This is a genomic window from Enterobacter sp. ODB01 (assembly GCF_001623605.1).
In the GTDB taxonomy this organism is placed as follows: Bacteria; Pseudomonadota; Gammaproteobacteria; order Enterobacterales; family Enterobacteriaceae; genus Enterobacter; species Enterobacter kobei.
In genome coordinates this window covers 368,976-392,423 of the sequence record NZ_CP015227.1, presented here as the reverse complement: position 1 = coordinate 392,423, position 23,448 = coordinate 368,976, and the positions used below count along the sequence as shown (strand labels likewise).

The window sequence follows — 23,448 nt, the reverse complement described above, 5'->3', positions numbered from 1 at the left end:
GGAAGAATGAATAAAAACCGCCGGTCGGGCGTTTACTGACGTCACTCCCTTCTAACCCAGGAGCTTTATATGAACACGACCTCGTTTCGCCTGATCCCGGTGCTGATTTTTTCCCTGCTGTCTCCGCTTGCGCTGGCAATGGGCGATAATAGTACCGAGAGCAAAACGCCCGACTGTCCTTCCGGGCAGGTGTATGACAGCGGCACCCAGAAATGCGTGCCGGACAAGAGCAGCAGCCTCAGCGATCAGGACAAAACCAACTATGCGTACCATCTCGCGAAGAAAGGGGAGTACCAGGCGGCGCTGAATCTGCTTGATTCACTGAAAAATAGCAATACGGCTGAAGCGTGGAACTATCGCGGGTTCGCCACGCGCAAACTTGGCCGTACGGACGAAGGCATTGGTTACTACCAGCGCGCGCTGGCTATCGCACCGGATTATGCCAAAGCCCGGGAGTATCTCGGTGAAGCGTGGATGGTAAAAGGACGACCCGATCTCGCGAAAGAACAACTGAAGGTGATTGCCGGTATTTGTGGCCAGTCCTGCGAGGAGTATCGCGACCTGCAGGCCGCCATCAACGGACATCCGGAATCCTGATTTTCTCGTGGAGGGAAAACTCATCGCAACCAGTGAGGTTCGTCAACAGTTAGCCGCACACCTGTCGCGTCTCTGGCGCTATGGACTGGTGTTGTCGCGCAACAGGGATATCGCCGAAGAGCTGGTTCAGTCCACCTGCGTGCGTGCGCTTGAAAAAAGCAGCCAGTATACGCCGGGCACACGCATCGACAGGTGGCTGTTCGCGATCCTGCACTCCATCTGGATCTCTGAACTTCGGGCGCGATACGTGCGTCAGGGGCAGGGATTTGTGGCCAGCGACGAACTCCTCGCGCCGGATACCCGCGAACAGGATGAGACGCGCCTGCATTATCTGAAGGTGATGCAGCGCGTTAACGCCTTGCCCGAAGCCCAGCGTAACGCGGTATTTTTGGTTTATGTCGAAGGCTTTACCTACCAGGAGGCGGCGGACACGCTGGCAGTGCCGATCGGTACCGTGATGAGCCGGCTGGCCACGGCACGGGCTCGGCTTGCCAGGTCCGTCGACGCACTGCCTCCGGTAAAGGAGAAACGTTCTTGAACGCGCACCGTTTTGCACCGCCCTATAACGACGACGCTATCGTGGCATGGATAGATGGCGAGATGTGCCGCGCCGACGCACAGCAATTTGAAGAGCATTTAAACAGTGACGAACGCCTCTCCGGGCGAACCGCCGAACTGATGAAAAGCAGCCAGGATTACGCCGGGGCGTTTGCCTCCCTGCTGGATGATGCGCCTCTTGGGACGATGCAGGCGCGTCTGACGGCGCTTCCTGACCCACGGCCCTCCACGCCGGTTGGCGTCAGCAGGCGGGCGCTGATTGCCGCGTCGGTCAGCTTTTTGATGGTCGGCTCCGGGCTGGGCTACCTGTTGCGGCCCGCTTCCGCGCCAGCGGATGAGAACGCCCATATTCGCGACCTCGAAGCGCAATATATGTCCCTGTACAGCGTCGAGACGCTGCTGGATATGGACAGCGCAGCGCCGGTCCTGCAGCGCGGGCTCGAACGGGCGGCGCAGGATATCGGCATGAAGCTAACTATGTCGCAGCTTATTCTGCGAGGGGCAGAGCTTAAAATGGTGCGCATGCTGCGCTATGAAACGACCTCAATCGCGCAGATTGCCTGGCTCAACGCCGACTACGGCCCAATGGCGCTCTGTATCTCGCCTGTCGATGAGAAGGCGACGGCCTCGCTCCGCCAGGAGCAGCGGCACAGCATGAACCTGGCGTGGTGGCAGGATGCGGGCTATCAGTTTGTCCTTATTGGCCGCAATCCGCCGTCTCACCTGCGGGCAAACGCGGAGCAGCTACAGCGCCTCATCTCAGGATGACGGCACATCGTTCGTCTTGATTGCAATGGCAATGGCTATACGATCGTCCACGACCAGCGCAAACTTATCCATTCCATAGGATGCGCGCGAGATCGCCGTGGTGGCATCAAGCCGGGGGGCCTGCGCATGCGGGTCTTTCAACACGGCCTCCAGGATCACCGGCCGGGCAATGTTTCGTACGATCAGCGTGCCGAATACCCTGAACCGCCCGGCGCTCTGAGCGACCACGCGTGAGCTAATGAACTCGATGGTCGGGTAGCGCTCGGATTCAAAAAACATGTCGCTTTTCAGCTGCCAGGTGAGCAATTTGTTAGAAGCCACCAGAGTTGATACGGGAATGGTGACGTGAATATGGTCGTCGACGTCGTTATCCGGGTTGAGCGTCACGGCACCCGTCACGCCGCTGAACGTCGCCCAGGAGAGAATGCCGCCGAAGGCATGCCACGATAGCCGAATAGCGGTGTTATCGCTGTCGATAAGATAGCTTTTTGGGGCGGCGTACAGGGAAGGACATAACAGAAGGGCGGTCAGAATGGCAAAAAGGCGATACATAGTGGTTTCTCCGATAAACGCGCACTGCGTAAACGCCTGAGGGACTAATTGTATTCGAAGAAATAAAAAAGGCCGCAAGCGCGGCCTTTTCGTGAGCGTAAAGGTTACTCAGTGACTTTCTTTTCCAGCTCGCTGGCACCTTCTTTGGTTTTGTTCCAGCCTTTCTCAGCGCCTTCTTTGGTGGCATCCCACCCTTTCTCGGTGCCTTCTTTGGTTTTATGCCAGGCTTTCTGGGAATCTTCGCTGACCTTGCTGCCCAGGCTCTCGCTTTTACCTTCCGCAGCATGCTGCTGTTTCAGCTTCAGCTCTTCACCTTTGTTCTGCTCTTCGTGCAGTTTTTGCTTCGCCTCATTGGCGTTTGCGTTCGCTGCCGCGACGGTATCATCAGTTGCATGTGTGGTCGCAGCAAATACTGGGGAAGCCAGCAGAACGGCAGATAATGCGATAATTGTTTTTTTCATAATATCCTCATTTAACGTTTTCGGTTATGAGCGTGATTCAGCCTGGCACAGGCGAAGCGGGATGGCTTTAGGAAAAAACTGTAATGAGATCAATGCATCCTGACGCGGGGTATTTTGCCTAAGGATTATCCAAAGGATAAGACGCCTATTTCTGCGAGGGCGGCGAGGGTCAGGAGAATGAAAAGTATGACGGTTATGGGTCTGTACATGGTGGGGTTCCTTCCGGGCTGAGTTGCTAATCCGTAGCGCTGGGTGGTGTAGGTTATTTTCCACAGGAGATAGGGGAGAGTGTTGATGCTTGTCAATGCCAGAGGAGTACAACATAAACTTGAGGATTCAATCTATACAGCAGTGAAGACAATAAACAGGTACAAAAAAGCCCGCAGGGCTTGCGCCGTGCGGGCTTTCAGGACTTCATCGGATGACTCTGGTAATCACCGATGGAGAATTTTGGTGGGCTGGCGGAGTCTGAATAATATTCTCAACTTCATGTTTTTATTGTTTATTTTTCAATTCAACTTTCATTGATATACCTAAACGTATACCAATGGTGATTTGTAGCTATGTTTCCTGTGATTAAGCGAACTTGTTTTTGAATAGATCACATCAAGAAAAAAACTTTTTTTACAGAAAACTGTTCACACTGTTCACTCTGCATTAATTGCAATATATTTCAATAATATAGGTAGTGAATAGTCCGTGAACAGTGAACACTTTACTGTTCACTTTCCGGGATTACAGGTAAAAAAAGACCGGCTGATGCCGGTCAGGGTAGGTTATATCGCTGAGGTTTCGTCGCACCGGGGCAACCAGTCGGCGTTGCTTTCGTCCCTGAGCGTGAGATTGGTCTGCATCCCCTGATTCGTTCGCCGTTTGCCGTAATTCAGCCCGTACTCTTTCAGCATCGATGACAGCCCTTTGCCGAACATGGTCAGGCTGAGCGTGTTCTTGTAGCCGTGCGCCTCCATGTAAACCAGATACGCGTGATAGAGGTACAGACGCGGCTGACGCGGGACAATATTCGCATTCCCCATATACATCCCGTCAGGCTCGGGCAGCGCCTCCAGATAGCCGCAAAAATCAAACGTCGGATCGGCATCGCGCTTGATGCTGAGTGCCTCGTCTGAGTTCTGCTGAGACTGGAGCAACGTGCGAGCGGTCATCGGGTCGCTGAACTGCTGCATGAGCTGGCGAACAATCACAGCCAGTTCACGTGCGATTTTGTCCTTAAGCTGCGGGTCGCGCTCCTCCGGGGCGATTTGCTCCGGGAAGTGGATGATGACACGGCGACGGGACACACCGCCGCTGCGGTCAGTGAAGCGCATCGGGTTATTATTCACGGCCAGAATCACCGCCGGGATATAGGCCGAATAGGCGTCGCGGTATTTCGGGTCAACCGATACGGCATCGCCGCCGGTGATGGCCTTGAGTCCTGCGCCGTCACCGCTCCATTTCTCCTGGTCAGGCAGGCGTATCAGCGAGAAACCAATCAGCGCGGCGCGCTCACGAGGTGACTCCAGCGTCTCGATGGTCGCTGACGTGGCGTTGTCCTCCCCGGCGAGCAGGGTCGCAATTTCGGCCAGAATACTTTTCCCGCTCCCGCCGGGACCGGTGACTTCGAGAAAGAGCTGCCAGTCGTAGCGGTTCGCCAGCACCATAAACAGCGCGGCAAGTATCACATCACGTTTATCAACGTTTCCGCTGGCCGCACGGTCGAGCCAGCGCCAGAAATTCGGCGCGTGTGTTTCCAGCGTTTCGCCCTCCACCGGCGGGGTAAAGTCCACGTCGCACAGGGTGCGCAGCCAGTGCGATTTGCTGTGTGGACTGAATACGCCGGTGAGGGTATCGAGTACACCGTTGCGAAAACCAATCAGACGACGCGCCGGGGCGGCCTGCTGGGGAATAATGAGTTTCAGGGTATCGACCACGGAGGCAATTCTCCCCGACGAGAACGGGGCGCGCAGTCGCTGGAACAGCCCGGCCACGTCGCGCGCAAAGTCCGACGGCGGGATAATTTTCCATGTCCCGGCTTCATACCGGGACAGGAGCTGGCCGTTCGCATCCACGGCCAGCGCTTCGCCGTAATGCTCATGCACCCGCATCGCCTTTTCACTGGTGCTCATGGCGGTAAACTCCGCCTCACTCATGGTAGTGAAAGGGCTGTCAGCCGGTGGCCGGATGACGTCATAAATCGCCTTACGTGTGGCCTCCTCACCATTCTGCATAAACGCATCATTCCAGTCACCGAACACCGGCGGGAGAGCGACCAGACCCTCGCAGGCTTCTGCGGCCGCTGTCGCTCTGGTCTGGCCGTTTCCGCTGAGGTCGCGGTCGGCGGCGAGGATAATCTGACAGGCCGGGTGCCTCTGTCGGGCAAGGCTTGCCAGAGAAAGAAGGTTCACGGACGAGAGCGCCACCATAACGGTTTCACCGGTCAGGTGATGCACGGTGAGTGCGGTCGCATAGCCCTCCGCTATCCAGAGCCGTTTTCCCGCCTCTTTTTTCCCTTCGATAAGGTGATACGTTCCTTTTACCGCTCCGCCTTTCAGGGTGCGTTTGAGGCCGTCAGCATTAATGAGCTGAACGTTAACCAGTGCGCCGGTCTCGTCCTGCAGCGGCACGATTAAATCACCGGCGCGGTACGTCACGCCGCCGGTTTTGTGCGTGGCCGTGAACATGAGAGATTCACGGCCGGGAAATCCCTTGCGGGTCAGATAGGCGCTGCCGGTGGCCGGGCGGGTTTTCTCCAGAAGCTTTGCGGCAAGCGTGGCAGCGGCTTTGCGGCTGGCGTCAGTTTCAGCCTCAGCGGCGGCAATAATATCCTCAGCAACCGGCGGCAGGCTGCCGGTCAGGGCGTTCACCTTCCCGGCGGCCTCGGAGGGCGACACGCCGAACACCTTTTCGACCAGCTTAAGCCCGTCACCTGCGCCGCACTGGTTACAAAACCACGTCCCGCGCCCCTCTTTATCGTCAAAACGAAAGCGGTCAGATCCGCCGCACACCGGACACGCCTGATGCCGGTTTTTGATGACCGGTACGCCCAGCGCCGGGAGAATGCGCGGCCAGTGGCCGCACGCCTGTTTTATGGTTTCGGTTACGTTCATTTTCATCGCTATTTTCTCCCTCAGTGCACAACCGGCGTATCGATATGACGGGCGCAAAGTTCATCCATTACGGCAAGCCCGAGAAAGGACAGCGACGGCGCGGCTTTCAGTGGCCCGGCTTCCATTAAATCTTCCAGCAGCGCACAGGCAATCTGACGGCCTTTTTCCTCGCCATGTTGGCGCAGATAAAAGCCCTCCAGCTCGGCGGCCATGGCATTTTCCAGCTCATCGAGGGTGAGCTGCGGATAGCGGTGCTGACGGGCGCACAAATTCAGCCAGGCACAGGCGACCGCACGACGATACAGCGCGGCGCGAAGAACGGGCGTGAGCGGCTGTTTCATACGGCAGCCTCCCCGGTCAGCCAGCGCTGACCGCAGCGGTCGACAACGCCGCCGAGCTGTGACGTCATGAGGTAAATGACCGAGGCGAGCTGAGACTGGTGCGCCAGGTCACGATACAGGGTTGTACTCTCCTTCTCCTGCATCATATCGCCGACGAACTGGCCGACATTGCGAAGGTGTTCCAGACATTCGAGGTCATTCTGACTGAACGCTGCAAGGCGCTGATTTTGTATTAAGGCCGGGTTATTAACAGGCATGATTCCGTCTCCTGAGCACGTGCGTATCCCTGCGCAGATACGCACATTTTATTTTCGGGTGTCGTTTTTTAATTACAGATAATGGCGGTAGCTGTTATCCGGTTTAATTTCCGTTTCCGTTGCGACATTATTCCGCCATTTTCGCGCAACCGGCGCGGGACGTCTGACCGGGGTAATATCGCCTCGATAAATATCGAGATTTCGCGCCCGGTATTGCTGTAATTCCGGGGCAGCGGCGATTTCACGTAAGACAGCGTGACGGTTTTCAGGGCTGCGCTTAAATACGTCCGGCTTCTCACAGGTAAAGTCCTGCAAAAAACGACGGAGCGGAATTTCTGCCATGCTGCCACCGGCAATAATACGAATAAGGATGGTGTAGGTGCGCTGGTACGGGTTCCAGACCAGCCCCGGGCAGCGGTACGGCATATCCCACGGAATACCGTCGGCCAGCACGCCCGACACCATCACATCAGGAAAACCTGAACAACGGTATGTTTCACCCGGCTGAGGGAAATCAAACATGGTGCTCGCCTCCGCTTACCGTGGCCGGTGCAACGAAATCCCGACACAGGCCTTTGGCCTTGAGTTCTTCCAGCACATGACTGATATCTTCGTGCACGTAACTCAGGATTTGAGGGGTATAAAGCTGGCTAAGTCCGTTTATTTCATGACGCCGTAAATCGCTGCCAAAGTAATGCAGGGTTTCACAGGCGCGATTGAGTTTATGAAACGATTCGAGGCTCAGGTGTTCACTGATGGTATTGAAGTCATCACGACAGGCTGAGACGGTCTGAGCGCTCTTATGCATGGCATCCCCCCGCAACAGGCAGACGGGCGGCAAGGGAAAGCACGTAGTCACGAACGAGAGAGAGACGTGCGGTCTGTTCATCACCGGCAACGGTGCGGAGCATACAGATACGGGGCTTGCGGTCTGCGCGGCGAACGGCCGCAAACACAAAGATAAATTTGGGGTGTGACGGGGTGAGGATCGTAGCCATAGCGGCAATCTCCTTGAAGTAGTCTGAAAAACTACCACCGGAGTTCCTACACTCATGGGTGGTAGCCCGGACGGGGGTAGGAATACCGGCCTTCAAGGAAACCGGCCAGCCCGAAGGCTGCCCCGCCCGGACCACCATTATCTGACTAAAACGGGGGGATAAAAACCACCGTTTGAAAATAAGGTGTGCCTGAGCAACGACATAAAAAAAGACGCATGGCGCGTCTGGTGTCGCCTTGAAGTAACACGGGTTCCTACGCCCGGCTGCCGATTTTGCGACAGCAGCAAAACTGTACCAGGAAACACACAACAGATGCAAGCCAGAAAAAGGGGTTATTTGAAAGCGGCTCTGATTCATGCGTCACATTTCCGGTTGCGGTGAGCAATGCGTTCCGCCATCCATGCGGTGACTTCGGACTGAAGCCAGGCGACGTTTTTCCCGCCGAGGGAGACCTGCGCCGGGAAAGAGTTACGGGCGATTAAATCGTAAAGGGTGGAGCGGGACAGGCCGCATTGATGGATCACTTCAGGGAGGCGTAAAAAACGCTCCTGAGGTTGTGCTGAAACTGGCGTTAAATGCGCGCCAGAGCGGGAAGTTGGTACTGATAAAGCCGTGTGCATAACGCTACCTCATTAATATCCGCAGAGATCCGAACTTATCCGTCCGAAATCGGGTAGCTCTCTATTTTGTGAATATTTTCTCTCGATGCAACAGGGGATGATTTTGTTTCGACGGAATTCGAATGATTAATATTTAAGCATTACTACTTAAATTGGCGCTAGAAGGCTCTGAAAGCAGTTGGAAATTATTAAAGTGAAATACAAATCGTTTTTATCTGTTTAACTCAATAAATTAATAGCCAGAAAATCTTGAAATTTACAATTGATTGGTTCTTTGCCGTGAACAGTAGTGAACACTCGGTGAACACTTCACTCTCAACTGTTCACCTCTTAACTTACTGTATTAACTATATTTTTATTTACAGTGAACAGTAGTGAATAGTTATAGTTAAAAAAACAAACAGAGAGAGGGTTTTACCTTCGACCTTTCTCTGGCCAGCCGGGTTTTAAAGTCCTGTTTGTGCCATGTCTGCTACAACGGCAATGAATCGAGTTGTTGTGCGGGGCGATGCAGAATCTCCTCAGCTTGACATCACTGAGGAGTAACAACATGACCACCACGACTATTCCTGACTATCTGACTCCGGCATTCCGGCAACTGGACGCGGCCAGAGCTGAGCATCTTGAAAACGCCCGCATGATGGATGACACCGCCACCGCGATTGCCCGTACCGCACAGCAAAAAACAGAACTTGAGCAGGAAAGCGGTAGTGACGCGAGTGAATGGCGCACGGCATTTCGTGCCGGTGGTGCGGTACTGACGGATGAGCTGAAAAAACAGCATCTGGCGCGTGTGGCTTCCCGTGAACTGGCACAGGAGTGTGACCAGCTCGCTGAGGTGCTGACTTTTGAGTGCGACCGGCTGAAAGGTAACTGTGACAGCACGGCCAGAGCATACCGTCAGGCACATCACAATGTGCTCAGCCAGTATGCGGGAAAAGAGCTGGATAACGCGTTACGCGATACGTGCGGGGCACTTGTCCGGGCGATGAAACTCAAAATGCTGGCACTGGGGAATCCTCTTGCGAACACCGTCGGGATTCAGGGCTATGTCGAGCCGGATAAAGCGATTATGCAGGAGGTGCAGACGTGGCTTAAGCAAGCGGTGAAAGACTGCCATATCCGTCTGGCTGATGAGCCGGTGCTGTTTAAAGCCGGGCTGTCGGCCGAGACGCTGCCACATATGAATTACGGCGTCGCAGTAACCGCCGGTCAGCGTAAGAGCTACTTTGACAAGCTGAGTGTGCGAAAGGCTGACCTTGAAGCGCGGGGATTGCTGTCATGATGCACTGCCCGTTCTGTAAGTGCCCGGCACATACCCGTACCAGCCGCTATCTGTCTGAAACCGTCAAACATGCCTATTACCAGTGCACCAACATTCTCTGTTCGGCCACATTCCGGACGATGGAGTCGCTCGACTCGGTTATCAGGCCGCCTTCAGAGACGGAATTAAAGGATGACGAATTTATCTCGGCTCATGCCGGGAAAGCGAAGAAACAAAGTCTGTAACGTCGACGGAGACACCCGATGACAATATTAACGCTGGAGCAGGCTTTTGGCGTCTGTCAGAACAACAAAACCAGCTGGCTGACCCGCAAAAAGGAGCTGGCTGACGCTGAACAGGAATACGGAGAGCTGTTAGCCGCCGGTGAGACTAACAACTCCCGCAGCCTGCAAAAGCTGCGCGATATTATCGACGTAAAAAAATGGGAAATTAATCAGGCTGCCGGTCGCTATATTCGTTCGCATGAGGACGTGCAGCGCATCAGCATCCGTAACCGCCTGAATGATTTTATGCAGACGCACGGCGCGGAGCTGACCGCCGCTCTTGCACCTGAACTGATGGGCTATAACAACCAGCATCCCGCTGTAAAACACTGCGTGATGCAGCATTCAGTCGATTATCTGCGTGAAGCGCTGTCGGTGTGGCTGGCCGCTGGTGAAAAAATAAATTATTCCGCACAGGATAATGACATTTTAACAGCCATCGGATTCAGGCCTGACGCGGCTTCGCGGGATGATAATCGTGAAAAATTCACACCTGCACAAAACCAGAATTACGTCCGAAAACGCGCTGAACTGGCTGCGCAGTAACCGGTCAAAAAAAAACGTAAATCCCGCCCTTTTTCCCGAATTAAGCCATGCATCCATAAGGTGCATGGTTTTGCATACGTTTTTACGTCCCTGCCACCCGCGCTAGCGCCAGCTCTGGCGCGGCCTGAGGCCACTCATGCACCTGCATTAAAAACGCCCCATTAAGCGGGCAGGCGGGGCGGGGAGAGCATTGCGCGCTGCTCTTGGATGTTGTTTTTTTAATTTTTACGAATCTGGTAGTGGAATCAATGAGCATTATCCGTGGGGTAAATAATATTCCCATTTTGAATAATGATTTATATTTTTATTTCCTTTGGCTATTAGATGGTGTGCGTTAAGACATAGTTTTTCCTAAGCCTTTCATGTATATATGATTCTTTCACGAAATAAGGGAACAAAGATAAAAATGGCAAGGGCAAAAAAATTAACTTACGGGGCTGTGAATATAACCATGCACCCCCACTCGCCAGAAAAGTATGTCGAGTTATTCAGGATGGCAAGAAAAAATGCGAGCAATGTTAATTTAAGAGGAGACTCATTCGCAACTTTATCATATTTTTACCCTTATAAGAAAGGTCAGGTAATTAGTGAACCTTTTGAGGGGGAAATTCTAAAGTATACAGATATTGACGTTAATGGCGATTGGTTCGATATCGTAAAGAAAGATATAGCTTCAGATGAGGAAAAGGAAAGAATAAATATACCTGATAATTTAAAACCAAATGTAGCTAGATTCTCATTTGTTTTTCTACCCGCAAGTCATCTTTTAGTTTACGAAATGCAGGACAAGAGCCGGCATCTTACATCAAGACAAATAGAAAGCTTTCTGAATGGGATATTTTCTCATGAGAGAATTATAGAGAAATTTGGAAAGGTTAATGTTACAATATTGACTGAGCCAGATAGTGTAGAACGTATGCTTTCTTTAAAAGGTATTACGTGTATAAATATGGTCACTCGACGTCCTAATCCGGATGATCTCGCTTCTGCAGAAAGTGTTATGCAAAAGCGCTTCAAGCGTATTGGGGTTATTGAAGAGGATAAAACATATAAGTCTGAGCGAGGTCAGGAAATTAAACCTGATGGTGAGTTAAAACAGGATGCTCTTATTGCTTCGAGAAATGGTGAAGTTAGTATACGCAGGATTAATGAGGCGGGATTAGTAGAGGTTCATGCCTCAAGTGACGTACCACTTCAAAGGGTTGAACCATATGATTCTGACGTAACATCGGTTTCTGAGCTATTGTTATTAAGGGCAAAATCATTAGCAGATGAATTTAAGAGGCTTCTGAGAAAGTAATGAGTGAAGAAAAAGAATCAACCTGTGCATTGGCTAGATACTGGAAAATCTATGGTGGCGCTGGGGCTGTGTTTAAAAGTCGCTATTTTTGGTGTGCTTTTTTAATGACAGTGATTCTTTATCCATCTTGGTCTCATCAGGGGTGGTGGAATGATATCCTGTCATTGATGCCGAACCTTCTGGGCTTTTCATTAGGTGGTTTTGCTATGTGGATAGCTATTGGTGATGAGGCCTTTAAAAAAATAATAACTGGTGATGAAAAAAGTGAAAGTGGAGAAGTAGAATATTCTCCTTATATGTCAGTCAATGCAACTTTTGTCCATTTTATATTGTTGCAATTACTAACTATTATTACGGCCTTGGTTACCAAGGCCTATAGTAGTATTCTCATAAATAATGCTTTTATGTATTATTATTTAGGTGTTTTCTATAAGTATGCTTTATTAACATTTAGTTTTTTTGCTTACTTTATATTTGTTTACTCAGTGTTCTCTGCATTAGCAGCTGTTCTTGCTATATTCCGTGTTTCTAGTTGGTATAATACCTTTATGACTTTTCAAAATAAACAGGATGCTGATAATTCGAAAGATAATGCAGGAAAATAAAAGCTCATAAGAATGAGCTTTTATTTTTTTCAGTTTTTATTATAAACTTTTTCACCCCACCATTCCATCATACCTATTCTTTGCTTTAAATAGATAGAGCGGTTATATGCTCTTCTTACCTCATTTTTATCTGTATGAGCTAATGCCGCTTCTATCACATCTGCATTAAATCCCGCTTCATTCAATGTAGTACTTGCAATAGATCGTAAACCGTGTGCAACTAATTTTCCTCCATATCCTATACGCTTCAAAGCTGCATTAGCTGTTTGGCTATTCATGGATTGTTTTGGATCATTCCTACTGGGAAAAACATGTTCACGGTGAGCGCTGATTGGCTTCATCACTTCGAGAATCTCTAATGCCTGAGTTGAGAGAGGAACTATGTGCTCACGTTTCGCCTTCATCCGTTCGGCTGGAATTGTCCAAAGCTTTGCATCGAGATCGATTTCTGCCCAACGAGCACCGGAGGCCTCAGAAGGGCGCACAAGCGTCAGGAGTTGCCATTCAATTAAACAGCGAGTCGAAACAGAGAGATTTGACATCACCAAAGAACGCATGAGTTTTGGTAACTCTTCTGGCCGAAGCGTCGGCATGTTTTGTTTTTTGGGCTTCTCAAAGGCCATCCCAACACCTGATGCTGGATTAGCATCAATAAGACCAGTGTTTACGGCATAAATCATTATCTCGTTAATGCGCTGAACCAGTCGACGTACAGTCTCAAGCGCCCCACGAGCTTTGATTGGCTCAAGAGCTTCAACCAGTGTCCGGGCTTTGATTTGCTGAACGGGGATCTCACCGATGGCAGGGAATACATCTTTCTCCAGTGAGCGCCAAATGTCTTTTGCGTAATCAGGGGTAACGCTTTTGCTTTTGAGCTGGAACCAGTTAGCGGCGACCGTTGAAAAAATACTGTCCAGTGCTATTTGCTGCTGTTCCTCTGCAACTTCAGTTTGAATTTGCGGGTCGATTCCGTTGGCTAATAAGGCAAGGTAATCCGCTCTTAATCCTCGGGCATCAGCAAGCGATAGGGCGGGGAAGGCACCGAGCCCCATCATTGTCCGCTGCTTTGTTACCGGACGTTGATAGCGAAAGCGCCAGAGCTTTTTGCCACTAGTTTTCACTATCAGGAAAAGCCCGTCGCCATCGTGCAGCGTTAGATCCTTCTCTAACGCCTTAGCGCGCAGAACTTCGGTGTTGGTAAGGGGGCGTGTTGTCCGTGCCACTGTGGCCGCTCCTTCATGAATTGGTATACGTTTTTAGGTATACATCCTACCGTATACCTAAACGTATACCAATAATCACCGGATTTAGCCGGATGTTCTCGGACAACGTCAGACACAAAAAAGCCCGCAGGGCTTCTGCCATGCGGGCTTTCTGTACTTCACCGGACGTATCCGGATCATCATTTGGTGGAGCTGGCGGGAGTTGAACCCGCGTCCGAAATTTCTACATCCTCGGTACTACATGCTTAGTTTGTCTTTACATTCGCACGCCAGCTGCGGACAGACACGCCACTAACGAACTAGCCTGATTAGTTTTAACGCTTCAACCCCAGGCAGGGCTTCCACGCGATCTCTTTTGGGTTTGACCTCTCTTTGATCCCCGTCTTAAGAGCGGAAGCTAGGGAGAGAGGGCTCAGAGCAGGTTATTAAGCTGCTAAAGCGTAGTTTTCGTCGTTTGCGACTATTTTTTTGCGGCTTTTAACGAGGCAAACCGCCCCTCGGCATGCACCTTGGGTTTCGCAAATCCCGTCGAATCCAGAATCAGCCCCAATAGTGTTGAACTGAGTATACCAGATTTCACTTCCTGGATACCAGCCCGGAACGCTAACTTATTGAATAGTACAATAAGTGTGCAGAATCAACGTCCTGCGTTTTTCATGATGCGCGCTTTATCAAGCTGCCACTCGCGCTCTTTCAGGTCAGTACGTTTGTCGTGCTGCTTTTTACCCTTCGCCACGCCAACCTTCACCTTGCACCAGGCGTTTTTCCAGTACAGCGACAGGGCGACCACGGTGAAACCTTCGCGGTTGATGCGTCCGTAAAGAGATTCCAGCTCACGCTTATTTAGCAGCAGCTTACGGGTGCGCGTTGGGTCACACACGTAGTGTGACGAGGCGACGGTCAGCGGCGTAAAGTTCGCGCCGAACAGGAAAGCTTCGCCATCTTTCAGGATCACGTAGCTGTCGCCGATATTGGCTTTCCCGGCGCGCAGCGATTTTACTTCCCAGCCCTGTAACGCAAGGCCAGCTTCGAATTCTTCTTCAATGAAATACTCGTGGCGCGCACGCTTGTTGAGCGCAATGGTCGCCGAGCCTGGTTTATGTGCTTTTTTCTTCGTCATAAGTGTCGTAAAGCCGTCGGTAATCTGATTTCAAAAAGTCACCTCATTGCGTCCTGTGAGGTCTAACGCGCTATCTTAGCACGAGATGAGGCTTAGCGTTTTTTTAACAGGTGATAAATGTTATTATTTGTCCGTTGTGTGACCATGGAAAATGCTATGCCTCAGATTAGCCGTACTGCGCTTGTGCCTTACAGCGCGGAACAGATGTATCAGTTAGTGAACGATGTTCAGTCTTATCCAGAATTTATTCCGGGGTGTACCGGAAGCCGCGTTCTGGAGTCTGGCCCGACGCAGATGACCGCGGCGGTGGATGTCTCCAAAGCGGGGATCAGCAAGACGTTCACCACCCGCAATACGCTGACCAGCAATCAGAGTATTTTGATGCATCTGGTCGATGGTCCGTTTAAAACGCTGATGGGGGGCTGGAAGTTTACCCCACTGAGCGCGGACGCCTGCCGTATTGAGTTCCATCTGGACTTTGAATTTACCAATAAGCTGATTGAGCTGGCGTTTGGCCGCATCTTTAAAGAGCTGGCCTCGAATATGGTTCAGGCGTTCACGACCCGCGCCAAAGAGGTTTACAGTGTCGCATAAGATTGCTGTGGAAGTGGTGTACGCGCTGCCAGAGAAACAGTATTTGCAGCGCGTGATGCTGGACGAGGGCGCGACCGTAGAAGCGGCTATCCGCGCGTCCGGCATCCTCGAGCTTCGCAGTGATATCGACCTGGCGAAAAATAAGGTCGGTATTTACAGCCGTCCGGTGAAGCTGGGTGACGTGCTGAAAGAGGGCGATCGGGTGGAGATTTATCGTCCGCTGATTGCCGACCCGAAAGAGCTGCGTCGCCAGCGTGCCGAGAAGGCGAGTAAGTAGCGCTTTCTCCCCCGGTGGCGCTGCGCTTACCGGGGCTACGACTCTGCGTAAGAATTCAGAAACAAAAAAGGTGCTCATTGAGCACCTTTTTGCATTTCTGACGCCTGATTATTTGGTCAGGGCAGGTTTGTTGTCTATGTTGGTCAACACACCGGCGCTGCTGAAAGTCAGCGTCAGGGTCTGCTGGGTCACATCTTCATGGCCTGGCTGCTGACGGAATACATAGAACCAGGTGTTAGTGCCGAACGGATCGGACATCATCGGGGTTCCCAGTGCATAAGCGACCTGCTGTTGTGTCATCCCCACACGGATTTTGGACACATCGTTAGGGGTAAGGTAGTTCCCCTGGTTGATGTCAGGACGGTAAACCACTTTCTCCAGAGTGGAACAGCCTGCGGTCAACATCAGAAGAACCGCTGCGGCAGCGGTCAGCATTTTACAACGCATAGTGATTTGATTCCTTTTCGGGCCCGAGCAGAACGCGGCTCATATGTAATATGCCGATGATAATAGACCTTGCCCCACTTTGAAACCGGTCTGGCGGCGTTTTTGTTGTTCTCTATGACCCTGAGATCCCGAAAAAGTTTATGCCGCCAGCAGTTCTTTCGCGTTCGCGAGCGTATTACGCGTGACTTCACTGCCGCCGAGCAGGCGTGCCAGCTCCTGCAGACGTGCACGTTTATCGAGCGGCATCATGTGCGTTTCCGTCATTTCGCCATCGGTTTCTTTGCTGACAATAAAGTGATGATGACCACAGCCCGCAACCTGCGGCAGGTGAGTGACGCACATCACCTGCGTTGATTCGCCTAACTGACGCAGCAGTTTGCCGACAACCGCCGCCGTTGGACCGCTGATCCCGACATCCACCTCATCGAAAATCAGCGCCGGGGTTTCCATTTTACGCGCGGTAATAACCTGAATCGCCAGCGCAATACGCGACAGCTCGCCGCCGGAGGCGACTTTGGAGATAGCCTGTAGTGGTTGGCCCGGGTTGGTGGTGACACGGAACTCAATGCGATCCGCACCTTCCGCCGTCAGGTGATGCTCTTCAAAGCGAACATCAATGGTGAATACACCGTGCGGCATTGCCAGCGTATGCATGCTGTCGGTGATGTGCTGGCTGAGTTCCTGAGCGTAATGCTGACGGATTTCATGCAGCTTTTGCGCTGTGGCCAGCGCCTGTTCATGATGCAGGTTCACCGCCAGAGAAAGGGTTTCCTGCGAGTCAGCCTGATCGTCAAGCTGCTGCTGCTCTTCCAGCAGAGCCTGATAGTAGCCCGGCAGCTCTTCCGGCGTAACATGGTGCTTACGCGCCAGGGCGATCTGACGGGAGATGCGCTGTTCCAGTTCAAACAGACGGTTCGGGTCGAGATCCAGACGCTCACAGTAGTGGCGCAGTTCGTCACTGGCTTCTGAGATTTGAATCGCGGCCTCTTCCAGCATATCCAGTACGCCAGAGAGTTTGCTGTCCATGCCTGCCAGCTCGGTGATCAGCTGACGAACGCTATAGAGCTGGCTCTGCAGGTTCGCGTCTTCGCCATCAGCGAGCATATTGAGCGCATTCTGGCTGGTTGAGAGCAGGTGGCCACTGTTGGCGAGGCGCTTGTACTCCTCGTCGATTTGCTCAAACTCACCCGCCTGCGGATTGAATTCGTTCAGCTCCTTAAGCTGGTACGCCAGCAGCTCCGCACGCGCGGCGCGCTCCTGGCTTTGCTGCTGATGCTGAGCCAGCTCCCGGCAGCTCTGATGCCACAGACGGTAGTGTTCTGCCATGAGCTGAGTAAGCGCGTACTCACCCGCATAGCCATCAAGCAATGCTTTCTGCTGTTCTGGTTTGACTAACTGCTGATGCGCGTGCTGACCGTGGATCTGAATAAGCAGCTGGCCGAGTTCGCGAAGCTGAGAGAGGGGGACCGCCGTGCCGTTGATAAAACCACGGGAACGGCCGTCGCTGCTGATCACGCGGCGAAGTAAACACTCACGCCCATCTTCAAGCTGGTTCTGTTCGAGCCAGCGCTGGGCGGCAGGCGTGTCTTTCAGGGAGAAGCGGGCGCACAGGTCGGCGCGGTTTGCGCCCCTGCGCACCATGTCTCCCTCGGCGCGGCCGCCAAGGCACAAGCCGAGGGCATCAATGGCAATGGATTTACCCGCACCGGTTTCCCCGGTGATCGCCGTCATGCCGCTGTGGAAATCGATCTCAAGCTCACGAACTATGGCAAAGTTGCTGATGGTCAGTTGTGCCAGCATAATTGTTTTCCTGTATGAAAAACCATGACTGTGTTTTCATACAGTATAAACTGGTTTTTTATACAGTAAAGTCCTGGATGTAAAATCAGAACAATTTTTTTGACCAGCCGAGCTTCGAGCTTAATGTGTTGAAATAGCTGTAATCTTTCGGGTGAATCAGGTTCAGGTGGTAATCGCATCGGCGAATGAGAACATCTTCACCTTCCTGGATCGGCAGCGCAATCTGGCTGTCGCAGCTGATCTCCAGGTCGTTACGGCGGTGCGAGAAGCGCAGACGTATCGTGCTGTCACCGTTGATGACCAACGGCCGGGCGGAGAGCGTGTGCGGGAACATCGGCACCAGGGTAATAGCATCCAGCGAGGGCGTCAGAATGGGGCCACCCGCAGAAAGTGAGTAGGCGGTAGAGCCGGTTGGGGTGGAGATAATCAGCCCGTCAGAGCGCTGCGAGAAGGCAAAGATTTCGTCGATATAGACTTCGAACTCAATCATATGCGCCACTTTACCGGGGTGAAGTACGACCTCGTTAATCGCGGTGCTGATGCGCTTCTGGCAGTCCTGCTGGCACACCTGCGCTTCCAGTAAGAAGCGCTTTTCGCTGATATAGTGACCTTCCAGCACGTCAGCCAGTTGCTGTTGCGCGTTGTCCGGGTCGAGATCGGTTAAAAAGCCGAGATTGCCTCGGTTGATGCCGATAACCTTGATATCATAGCGCGCCAGCGTGCGTGCGGCACCGAGCATGTTTCCGTCACCGCCCACCACCACGGCGAGATCGGCCTGTTGTCCAATCTCTGCCAGGGTGCCGGTTTTGACGCTCTTGAGCTGCAGCTCCTGCGCAATCTGCTGCTCGACCATCACTTCATAGCCTTTGCTACACAACCAGCGATACAACATTTCATGTGTCGTCAATGCGGTAGGGTGACGCGGATGCCCGACGATCCCAATACACCTGAAATGATTATTCATTTTCTGGAGGTCCTTGTGCCTGATGAATGATGACAATCTCTCTTGTTCCCTTGAATCCAGGAAACTGATCCCCATAATAAGCGAAGTTAGCGAGATGAATGCAGAAAAACGCGGAGAAATTCATGAGTAGTAAAGAACAGAAAACGCCTGAGGGGCAAGCCCCTGAAGAAATTATCACGGAACAGCACGATGAAGTTGAGGCAGTAGAGCCAGACGCATCTGCTGAGCAGGTGGACCCGCGCGATGAAAAAATTGCGAATCTGGAAGCCCAACTGGTAGAAGCACAGAATCGCGAACGCGAAAGTGTTCTGCGCATTAAGGCGGAAATGGAAAACCTGCGTCGTCGTACCGAGCAGGACGTTGAGAAGGCGCATAAATTCGCGCTGGAGAAATTCGTCAACGAACTGCTGCCGGTGATTGATAGCCTCGATCGCGCCCTGGAAGTGGCTGATAAAGCGAACCCGGACAATGCGGCGATGATCGAAGGTATCGAACTGACGCTGAAATCCATGCTCGACGTGGTGCGTAAGTTTGGCGTGGAAGTGATTGCCGATACCAACGTTCCGCTGGATCCAAACGTCCACCAGGCGATTGCGATGGTCGAATCTGAAGAGATTGAAGCCGGTAAAGTGCTGGGCGTGATGCAGAAAGGGTATACCCTGAACGGCCGTACCATTCGCGCTGCGATGGTGACCGTGGCGAAAGCGAAAGCGTAATTTGCTACCTGTAGTGCCGGGTGGCGGCGTTCGCCTTACCCGGCCTACAATTTTATTCGGCAATACTTTCCCGAAGCGGCGTGACGGGCAGAACCTTCACCTGCTTAATCATATTGTCCTGCACGTCCAGGATATCAATATCGTACTGCTCAATGCGCACCCGCGTGCCTGCCGCCGGGATCTCCTCCAGCGCTTCCAGAATCATCCCGTTAATCGTACGCGCTTCATCTTCCGGCAAATGCCAGTTAAAGGCTTTATTGAGTTCGCGAATGTTCGCGCTCCCGTCAATCAGCACTGAACCGTCGTTTTGCGGGGTGACCTCTTCCGCGAGAGAAGGCGACATTGACGTAGTAAAGTCGCCGACTATCTCTTCCAGAATATCTTCGACCGTCACCAGTCCCTGAATGTCGCCGTATTCATTGACGACCAGGCCGACTTTTTTCTTGTTGCGCTGGAATTTAACCAGCTGCGTGCTGAGCGGCGTTCCTTCCGGCACATAGTAAATTTCGTCGGCGGCGCGCAGCATAACCTCTTTGGTGAACTCTTTTTTCTCGGTCATCAGACGATACGCTTCACGCACGCGCAGCATGCTGATGGCGTCATCCAGCGAGTCGCGATAGAGCACGATGCGCCCGTGCGGGGAGTGCGTCAGTTGGCGGACGATGGCTTTCCAGTCGTCATTGATATCAATGCCGACGATTTCGTTCCGCGGCACCATGATGTCGTTCACGCTCACTTTTTCCAGATCCAGCACCGACAGGAGCATGTCCTGATTGCGCCGGGAAATCTGCGTGCGGGATTCGTGCACGATGGTGCGCAGTTCCTCTTTGCTGAGCGCGCTGCTGATGGTGACATCGGCTTTGATGCCCACCATCCGCATCAGTACGCGCGTCACCATATTCAGCAACCAGACCAGCGGCATCATCAGGATTTGCAGCGGCGCCAGCAGGAAGCTGCTCGGGTAGGCGACTTTCTCCGGGTAAAGCGCGGCGATGGTCTTAGGCAGCACTTCAGCAAACACCAGTACCACAAACGTCAGCACACCGGTGGCGATAGCGACCCCGGCGTTGCCGTACAGGCGCATACCGACGATGGTGCCCAGAGCAGAGGCAAGAATATTGACGAGGTTGTTACCGATGAGCACCAGGCTTATCAGTTGATCCGGCTTGCGGAGCAGTTTTTCAACGCGACGTGCGGCACGGTTACCCTGTTTGGCACGATGACGTAACCGGTAGCGGTTTAGGGTCATCATGCCGGTTTCCGAGCCGGAGAAATAGGCGGAGATGACCACCATGACGATCAGGATAACGATCAGCGTGGTGGTAGAGATGTGTTCCAGGGGGAACTCCTTTGTTTCTTAGCCAGCAAATTGCTGTATGAAGCGGCTGCCAAAATAGGCAAGGGTGAGAATGCCCGCCCCCGCGACGTTGAACCAGACCACGCGGCGACCGCGCCAGCCTTCATGATAATGGCCCCATAACAGGACAATATAGACAAACCACGCGATGATGGAGAGCACCGCTTTATCGATATTCTCCACGCTGAACAGGTTCTTCATGTAGAACAGGCCTGTGCAGAGCGTGAGCGTCAGCAGCACCACCCCGACCTGGGTGATGTGGAACATCTTACGCTCAATGACCATCAGCGGCGGCATTTCATGGTTAAACGCCAGCTTTTTGTTTTTCAACTGGTAGTCAATCCAGGCGAGCTGCATGGCGTAAAGCGCCGCGATGATTAACGTCGCGTAGGCAAACAGCGACAGGCCGATATGCACCAGCATCCCCGGGGTCGCTTCCAGATGCGTAATGAATTCATTGGGCATAAAGGTGGCTAAGGCCAGATTGATCAGCGCGAAGGTATAAACAATCGGTAGCAGCAGCCAGCCGCGATTTTTAGACGCCACGATGGTCATTACCGTACAGATCATCAAACTGACCAGCGAGCCGACGTTGAGGACGCTCAGGTTTTGCACGCTGCCGTCGCCGGGGATGATACGTGATTCCAGCGCAAACGCGTGGCTTATCAGTGCGATCACCGCGGAAAGAATAGCCATGCGCCGCCAGCCGCTGTTTTTTTGCAGCAGTCCGGGAACGATCAGCGCGAGGCTGACAGAGTAGGCAACAAGGGCGATCAGTGCGAAAACAGGCATATAGGCATCGACAGTTGTCTTAATAAGAAAGAGAAGCAGTATAACGTTACGTGACGCCTGCTCCAACCGTTGCATAACAACAAAGACGCCTTCATGTTATACTCCGGCAAAATTCTGTGTATGTGTCGCTCAATGCGGCCCAACGTTTCTACTCAGGCGAGAGACAATGTTTGATAATTTAACCGATCGTTTGTCGCGCACGCTGCGCAACATCAGCGGCCGCGGACGCCTTACTGAAGAGAACATCAAGGAAACGCTGCGCGAAGTGCGCATGGCGCTGCTGGAAGCAGACGTCGCGTTGCCGGTTGTTCGTGATTTTATCAACCGCGTTAAAGAGAAGGCGGTTGGTCATGAAGTTAACAAGAGCCTGACCCCGGGTCAGGAGTTCGTCAAAATCGTTCGTAACGAACTGGTTTCGGCGATGGGCGAAGAGAACCAGGTGCTTAACCTGGCGGCTCAGCCACCGGCCGTGGTGCTGATGGCGGGCCTGCAGGGGGCGGGTAAAACGACCAGCGTCGGTAAGCTGGGTAAATTCCTGCGTGAGAAGCACAAGAAGAAAGTGCTGGTGGTCTCTGCGGACGTCTATCGCCCGGCGGCGATCAAACAGCTGGAAACCCTGGCCGAGCAGGTTGGTGTGGATTTCTTCCCGTCAGACGTGGCCCAGAAGCCTGTCGACATCGTTAACGCCGCGCTGAAAGAGGCGAAGCTGAAATTCTACGACGTGCTGCTGGTGGATACCGCCGGTCGTCTGCACGTTGACGAAGCGATGATGGATGAGATCAAGCAGGTGCATGCCTCTATCAACCCGGTAGAGACCCTGTTTGTTGTCGACGCCATGACCGGTCAGGATGCGGCGAATACCGCGAAAGCGTTTAACGAAGCGCTGCCGTTAACCGGCGTGGTGCTGACCAAAGTGGACGGCGACGCCCGCGGCGGTGCGGCGCTCTCGATTCGCCACATCACCGGTAAGCCGATTAAATTCCTTGGCGTGGGCGAGAAAACCGAAGCGCTGGAGCCGTTCCACCCGGATCGTATTGCCTCCCGTATCCTCGGCATGGGCGACGTGCTGTCGCTGATTGAAGATATCGAGAGCAAGGTTGACCGTGCGCAGGCGGAAAAACTCGCCAGCAAGCTGAAAAAAGGCGACGGTTTCGATCTGACCGACTTCCTTGAGCAGTTGCGCCAGATGAAAAACATGGGCGGCATGGCCAGCCTGATGGGCAAACTGCCGGGCATGGGGCAGATCCCAGACAACGTGAAAGCGCAGATGGATGACAAAATGCTGGTGCGTATGGAGGCGATCATCAACTCGATGACGTTGAAAGAACGCGCTAACCCGGACATCATCAAAGGTTCCCGTAAACGCCGTATCGCAGCCGGTTGCGGCATGCAGGTGCAGGACGTTAACCGCCTTCTGAAACAGTTCGACGACATGCAGCGCATGATGAAGAAAATGAAGAAAGGCGGCATGGCGAAGATGATGCGCGGGATGAAAGGCATGATGCCACCCGGCTTTCCTGGGCGATAATCGCTTTTGAGATTGCTTTTTGCCCGAAAATGAGTAAAATTTTCGGGCTTTTAATATGACACCCGGGCTCCGTTCCTCGATGGGGCCCGGTTGTTTTATTCACACAAGAGGATGTTATGGTAACTATTCGTTTAGCTCGTCACGGCGCTAAAAAGCGTCCGTTCTACCAGGTTGTTGTCACTGACAGCCGTAATGCACGCAACGGTCGCTTCATCGAGCGCGTTGGTTTCTTCAACCCACTGGCCGCTGGCGCAGAAGAAGAAACTCGTCTGGATCTGGATCGTATCGCTCACTGGGTTGGCCAGGGCGCTACTGTTTCCGATCGCGTTGCTACGCTGATCAAAGCAGCAAACAAAGCAGCTTAATCTGTCACGG

General features: G+C 52.8%; 29 protein-coding genes and 1 other RNA gene. 13 read left to right on the top strand and 17 right to left on the bottom strand.

What is annotated here, in order from left to right; all coding sequences use genetic code 11:
- The first annotated feature begins 69 nt into the window (after window positions 1-69).
- The 3 genes from A4308_RS01900 to A4308_RS01890 are packed head-to-tail and all read left to right on the top strand — an operon-like array spanning window position 70 to window position 1,923.
- The gene (locus tag A4308_RS01900; RefSeq protein ID WP_045281724.1) at window positions 70-597 is read left to right on the top strand and encodes a tetratricopeptide repeat protein; all 528 of its coding nucleotides are present in this window, start codon (window positions 70-72) and stop codon (window positions 595-597) included.
- A 7-nt stretch (window positions 598-604) separates the two neighbouring features.
- Window positions 605-1,135: a sigma-70 family RNA polymerase sigma factor gene (locus A4308_RS01895; RefSeq protein WP_045281725.1), complete on the top strand. Its 531-nt coding sequence runs from the start codon at window positions 605-607 to the stop codon at window positions 1,133-1,135.
- Window positions 1,132-1,923 (top strand): anti-sigma factor family protein, encoded by a 792-nt coding sequence (locus tag A4308_RS01890; RefSeq protein WP_014884930.1) that lies wholly within the window; start codon window positions 1,132-1,134, stop codon window positions 1,921-1,923. The genes A4308_RS01895 and A4308_RS01890 overlap by 4 nt, the downstream gene beginning before the upstream one ends.
- On the opposite strand, the gene A4308_RS01885 is transcribed toward A4308_RS01890, so the two are convergent.
- From A4308_RS01885 to A4308_RS01840, 9 genes are all read right to left on the bottom strand, one after another.
- A complete protein-coding gene (locus A4308_RS01885; RefSeq protein ID WP_032635751.1) occupies window positions 1,915-2,475 on the bottom strand; it encodes a YceI family protein in 561 nt (186 codons plus the stop codon). The two genes, A4308_RS01890 and A4308_RS01885, sit on opposite strands and share 9 nt — an antisense overlap.
- A 104-nt stretch (window positions 2,476-2,579) precedes the next feature.
- Entirely contained in the window at window positions 2,580-2,936 is a 357-nt protein-coding gene (locus tag A4308_RS01880) for a hypothetical protein (RefSeq protein WP_014884928.1), read from the bottom strand.
- Between the two features lie 776 nt (window positions 2,937-3,712).
- Window positions 3,713-6,046, bottom strand: coding sequence for a primase-helicase zinc-binding domain-containing protein (locus tag A4308_RS01870; RefSeq protein ID WP_063308462.1), 2,334 nt, complete (start codon window positions 6,044-6,046; stop codon window positions 3,713-3,715).
- Between the two features lie 14 nt (window positions 6,047-6,060).
- Complete coding sequence (locus A4308_RS01865) at window positions 6,061-6,381, bottom strand: DUF5375 domain-containing protein (protein WP_063308461.1); 321 nt, start codon at window positions 6,379-6,381, stop codon at window positions 6,061-6,063.
- Entirely contained in the window at window positions 6,378-6,638 is a 261-nt protein-coding gene (locus tag A4308_RS01860; protein WP_063308460.1) for a hypothetical protein, read from the bottom strand. Before A4308_RS01860 ends, A4308_RS01865 begins: the two co-directional genes overlap by 4 nt.
- 72 nt (window positions 6,639-6,710) lie before the next feature.
- Window positions 6,711-7,160: a hypothetical protein gene (locus tag A4308_RS01855; RefSeq protein WP_063308459.1), complete on the bottom strand. Its 450-nt coding sequence runs from the start codon at window positions 7,158-7,160 to the stop codon at window positions 6,711-6,713.
- Window positions 7,153-7,446 (bottom strand): hypothetical protein, encoded by a 294-nt coding sequence (locus tag A4308_RS01850; protein WP_063308458.1) that lies wholly within the window; start codon window positions 7,444-7,446, stop codon window positions 7,153-7,155. Before A4308_RS01850 ends, A4308_RS01855 begins: the two co-directional genes overlap by 8 nt.
- Window positions 7,439-7,993, bottom strand: coding sequence for a host cell division inhibitor Icd-like protein (locus A4308_RS01845; RefSeq protein ID WP_063308457.1), 555 nt, complete (start codon window positions 7,991-7,993; stop codon window positions 7,439-7,441). Before A4308_RS01845 ends, A4308_RS01850 begins: the two co-directional genes overlap by 8 nt.
- Window positions 7,990-8,256, bottom strand: a complete 267-nt coding sequence (locus A4308_RS01840) for a helix-turn-helix transcriptional regulator (RefSeq protein WP_063308456.1) — start codon at window positions 8,254-8,256, stop codon at window positions 7,990-7,992. Before A4308_RS01840 ends, A4308_RS01845 begins: the two co-directional genes overlap by 4 nt.
- Before the next feature lie 550 nt (window positions 8,257-8,806).
- Here A4308_RS01840 and A4308_RS01835 point away from each other — a divergent pair.
- From A4308_RS01835 to A4308_RS01815, 5 genes are all read left to right on the top strand, one after another.
- Window positions 8,807-9,541, top strand: a complete 735-nt coding sequence (locus A4308_RS01835) for a hypothetical protein (protein WP_063308455.1) — start codon at window positions 8,807-8,809, stop codon at window positions 9,539-9,541.
- Window positions 9,538-9,765 (top strand): ogr/Delta-like zinc finger family protein, encoded by a 228-nt coding sequence (locus tag A4308_RS01830; protein WP_047352759.1) that lies wholly within the window; start codon window positions 9,538-9,540, stop codon window positions 9,763-9,765. Before A4308_RS01835 ends, A4308_RS01830 begins: the two co-directional genes overlap by 4 nt.
- A gap of 18 nt (window positions 9,766-9,783) precedes the next feature.
- Window positions 9,784-10,350 (top strand): phage polarity suppression protein, encoded by a 567-nt coding sequence (locus A4308_RS01825; protein ID WP_063308454.1) that lies wholly within the window; start codon window positions 9,784-9,786, stop codon window positions 10,348-10,350.
- A 406-nt stretch (window positions 10,351-10,756) separates the two neighbouring features.
- Window positions 10,757-11,650 (top strand): DUF4747 family protein, encoded by an 894-nt coding sequence (locus tag A4308_RS01820; RefSeq protein WP_023196287.1) that lies wholly within the window; start codon window positions 10,757-10,759, stop codon window positions 11,648-11,650.
- Window positions 11,650-12,255, top strand: a complete 606-nt coding sequence (locus A4308_RS01815; protein WP_063308453.1) for a hypothetical protein — start codon at window positions 11,650-11,652, stop codon at window positions 12,253-12,255. Before A4308_RS01820 ends, A4308_RS01815 begins: the two co-directional genes overlap by 1 nt.
- 29 nt (window positions 12,256-12,284) lie before the next feature.
- Here the strand turns inward: A4308_RS01815 and A4308_RS01810 are convergent, their stop codons facing one another.
- The 3 genes from A4308_RS01810 to smpB all read right to left on the bottom strand — a co-directional run bounded on the left by A4308_RS01810 (window position 12,285) and on the right by smpB (window position 14,598).
- The gene (locus A4308_RS01810; protein ID WP_023196286.1) at window positions 12,285-13,478 is read right to left on the bottom strand and encodes an integrase domain-containing protein; all 1,194 of its coding nucleotides are present in this window, start codon (window positions 13,476-13,478) and stop codon (window positions 12,285-12,287) included.
- Window positions 13,479-13,662: 184 nt separating this feature from the next.
- Window positions 13,663-14,026: a transfer-messenger RNA gene (ssrA, locus tag A4308_RS01805) on the bottom strand.
- Window positions 14,027-14,115: 89 nt separating this feature from the next.
- A complete protein-coding gene (gene smpB, locus A4308_RS01800) occupies window positions 14,116-14,598 on the bottom strand; it encodes an SsrA-binding protein SmpB (protein ID WP_008502505.1) in 483 nt (160 codons plus the stop codon).
- Between the two features lie 156 nt (window positions 14,599-14,754).
- Between smpB and A4308_RS01795 the strand changes: the two genes are divergently transcribed.
- Window positions 14,755-15,192, top strand: coding sequence for a type II toxin-antitoxin system RatA family toxin (locus A4308_RS01795; RefSeq protein ID WP_014832955.1), 438 nt, complete (start codon window positions 14,755-14,757; stop codon window positions 15,190-15,192).
- Complete coding sequence (locus tag A4308_RS01790; RefSeq protein ID WP_023331115.1) at window positions 15,182-15,469, top strand: RnfH family protein; 288 nt, start codon at window positions 15,182-15,184, stop codon at window positions 15,467-15,469. Before A4308_RS01795 ends, A4308_RS01790 begins: the two co-directional genes overlap by 11 nt.
- A 108-nt stretch (window positions 15,470-15,577) precedes the next feature.
- Here the strand turns inward: A4308_RS01790 and bamE are convergent, their stop codons facing one another.
- The 3 genes from bamE to nadK all read right to left on the bottom strand — a co-directional run bounded on the left by bamE (window position 15,578) and on the right by nadK (window position 18,680).
- Window positions 15,578-15,916 (bottom strand): outer membrane protein assembly factor BamE, encoded by a 339-nt coding sequence (gene bamE, locus A4308_RS01785; RefSeq protein ID WP_014884883.1) that lies wholly within the window; start codon window positions 15,914-15,916, stop codon window positions 15,578-15,580.
- Between the two features lie 138 nt (window positions 15,917-16,054).
- Window positions 16,055-17,716, bottom strand: a complete 1,662-nt coding sequence (recN, locus tag A4308_RS01780) for a DNA repair protein RecN (RefSeq protein WP_014884882.1) — start codon at window positions 17,714-17,716, stop codon at window positions 16,055-16,057.
- Window positions 17,717-17,801: 85 nt separating this feature from the next.
- Window positions 17,802-18,680: an NAD(+) kinase gene (gene nadK, locus A4308_RS01775; RefSeq protein WP_008502500.1), complete on the bottom strand. Its 879-nt coding sequence runs from the start codon at window positions 18,678-18,680 to the stop codon at window positions 17,802-17,804.
- A gap of 122 nt (window positions 18,681-18,802) precedes the next feature.
- On the opposite strand from nadK, the gene grpE reads away from it, so the two are divergent.
- Window positions 18,803-19,396 carry a nucleotide exchange factor GrpE gene (grpE, locus tag A4308_RS01765; protein ID WP_014884881.1) on the top strand — a complete coding sequence of 198 codons (594 nt, stop codon included), beginning with the start codon at window positions 18,803-18,805 and terminating at the stop codon, window positions 19,394-19,396.
- 52 nt (window positions 19,397-19,448) lie between these two features.
- Here grpE and A4308_RS01760 read toward each other — a convergent pair whose 3' ends face one another.
- The gene (locus A4308_RS01760) at window positions 19,449-20,735 is read right to left on the bottom strand and encodes an HlyC/CorC family transporter (protein WP_032629440.1); all 1,287 of its coding nucleotides are present in this window, start codon (window positions 20,733-20,735) and stop codon (window positions 19,449-19,451) included.
- 18 nt (window positions 20,736-20,753) lie between these two features.
- On the bottom strand, window positions 20,754-21,545 hold the full coding sequence (locus tag A4308_RS01755; RefSeq protein WP_014884879.1) for a cytochrome C assembly family protein: 792 nt from the start codon (window positions 21,543-21,545) through the stop codon (window positions 20,754-20,756).
- 166 nt (window positions 21,546-21,711) lie between these two features.
- Between A4308_RS01755 and ffh the strand changes: the two genes are divergently transcribed.
- Together ffh and rpsP are read left to right on the top strand one after the other, a co-directional pair.
- Window positions 21,712-23,073, top strand: a complete 1,362-nt coding sequence (gene ffh / locus A4308_RS01750) for a signal recognition particle protein (protein WP_045281749.1) — start codon at window positions 21,712-21,714, stop codon at window positions 23,071-23,073.
- A 116-nt stretch (window positions 23,074-23,189) separates the two neighbouring features.
- Complete coding sequence (rpsP, locus tag A4308_RS01745) at window positions 23,190-23,438, top strand: 30S ribosomal protein S16 (protein ID WP_003863133.1); 249 nt, start codon at window positions 23,190-23,192, stop codon at window positions 23,436-23,438.
- Window positions 23,439-23,448 lie beyond the last annotated feature (10 nt).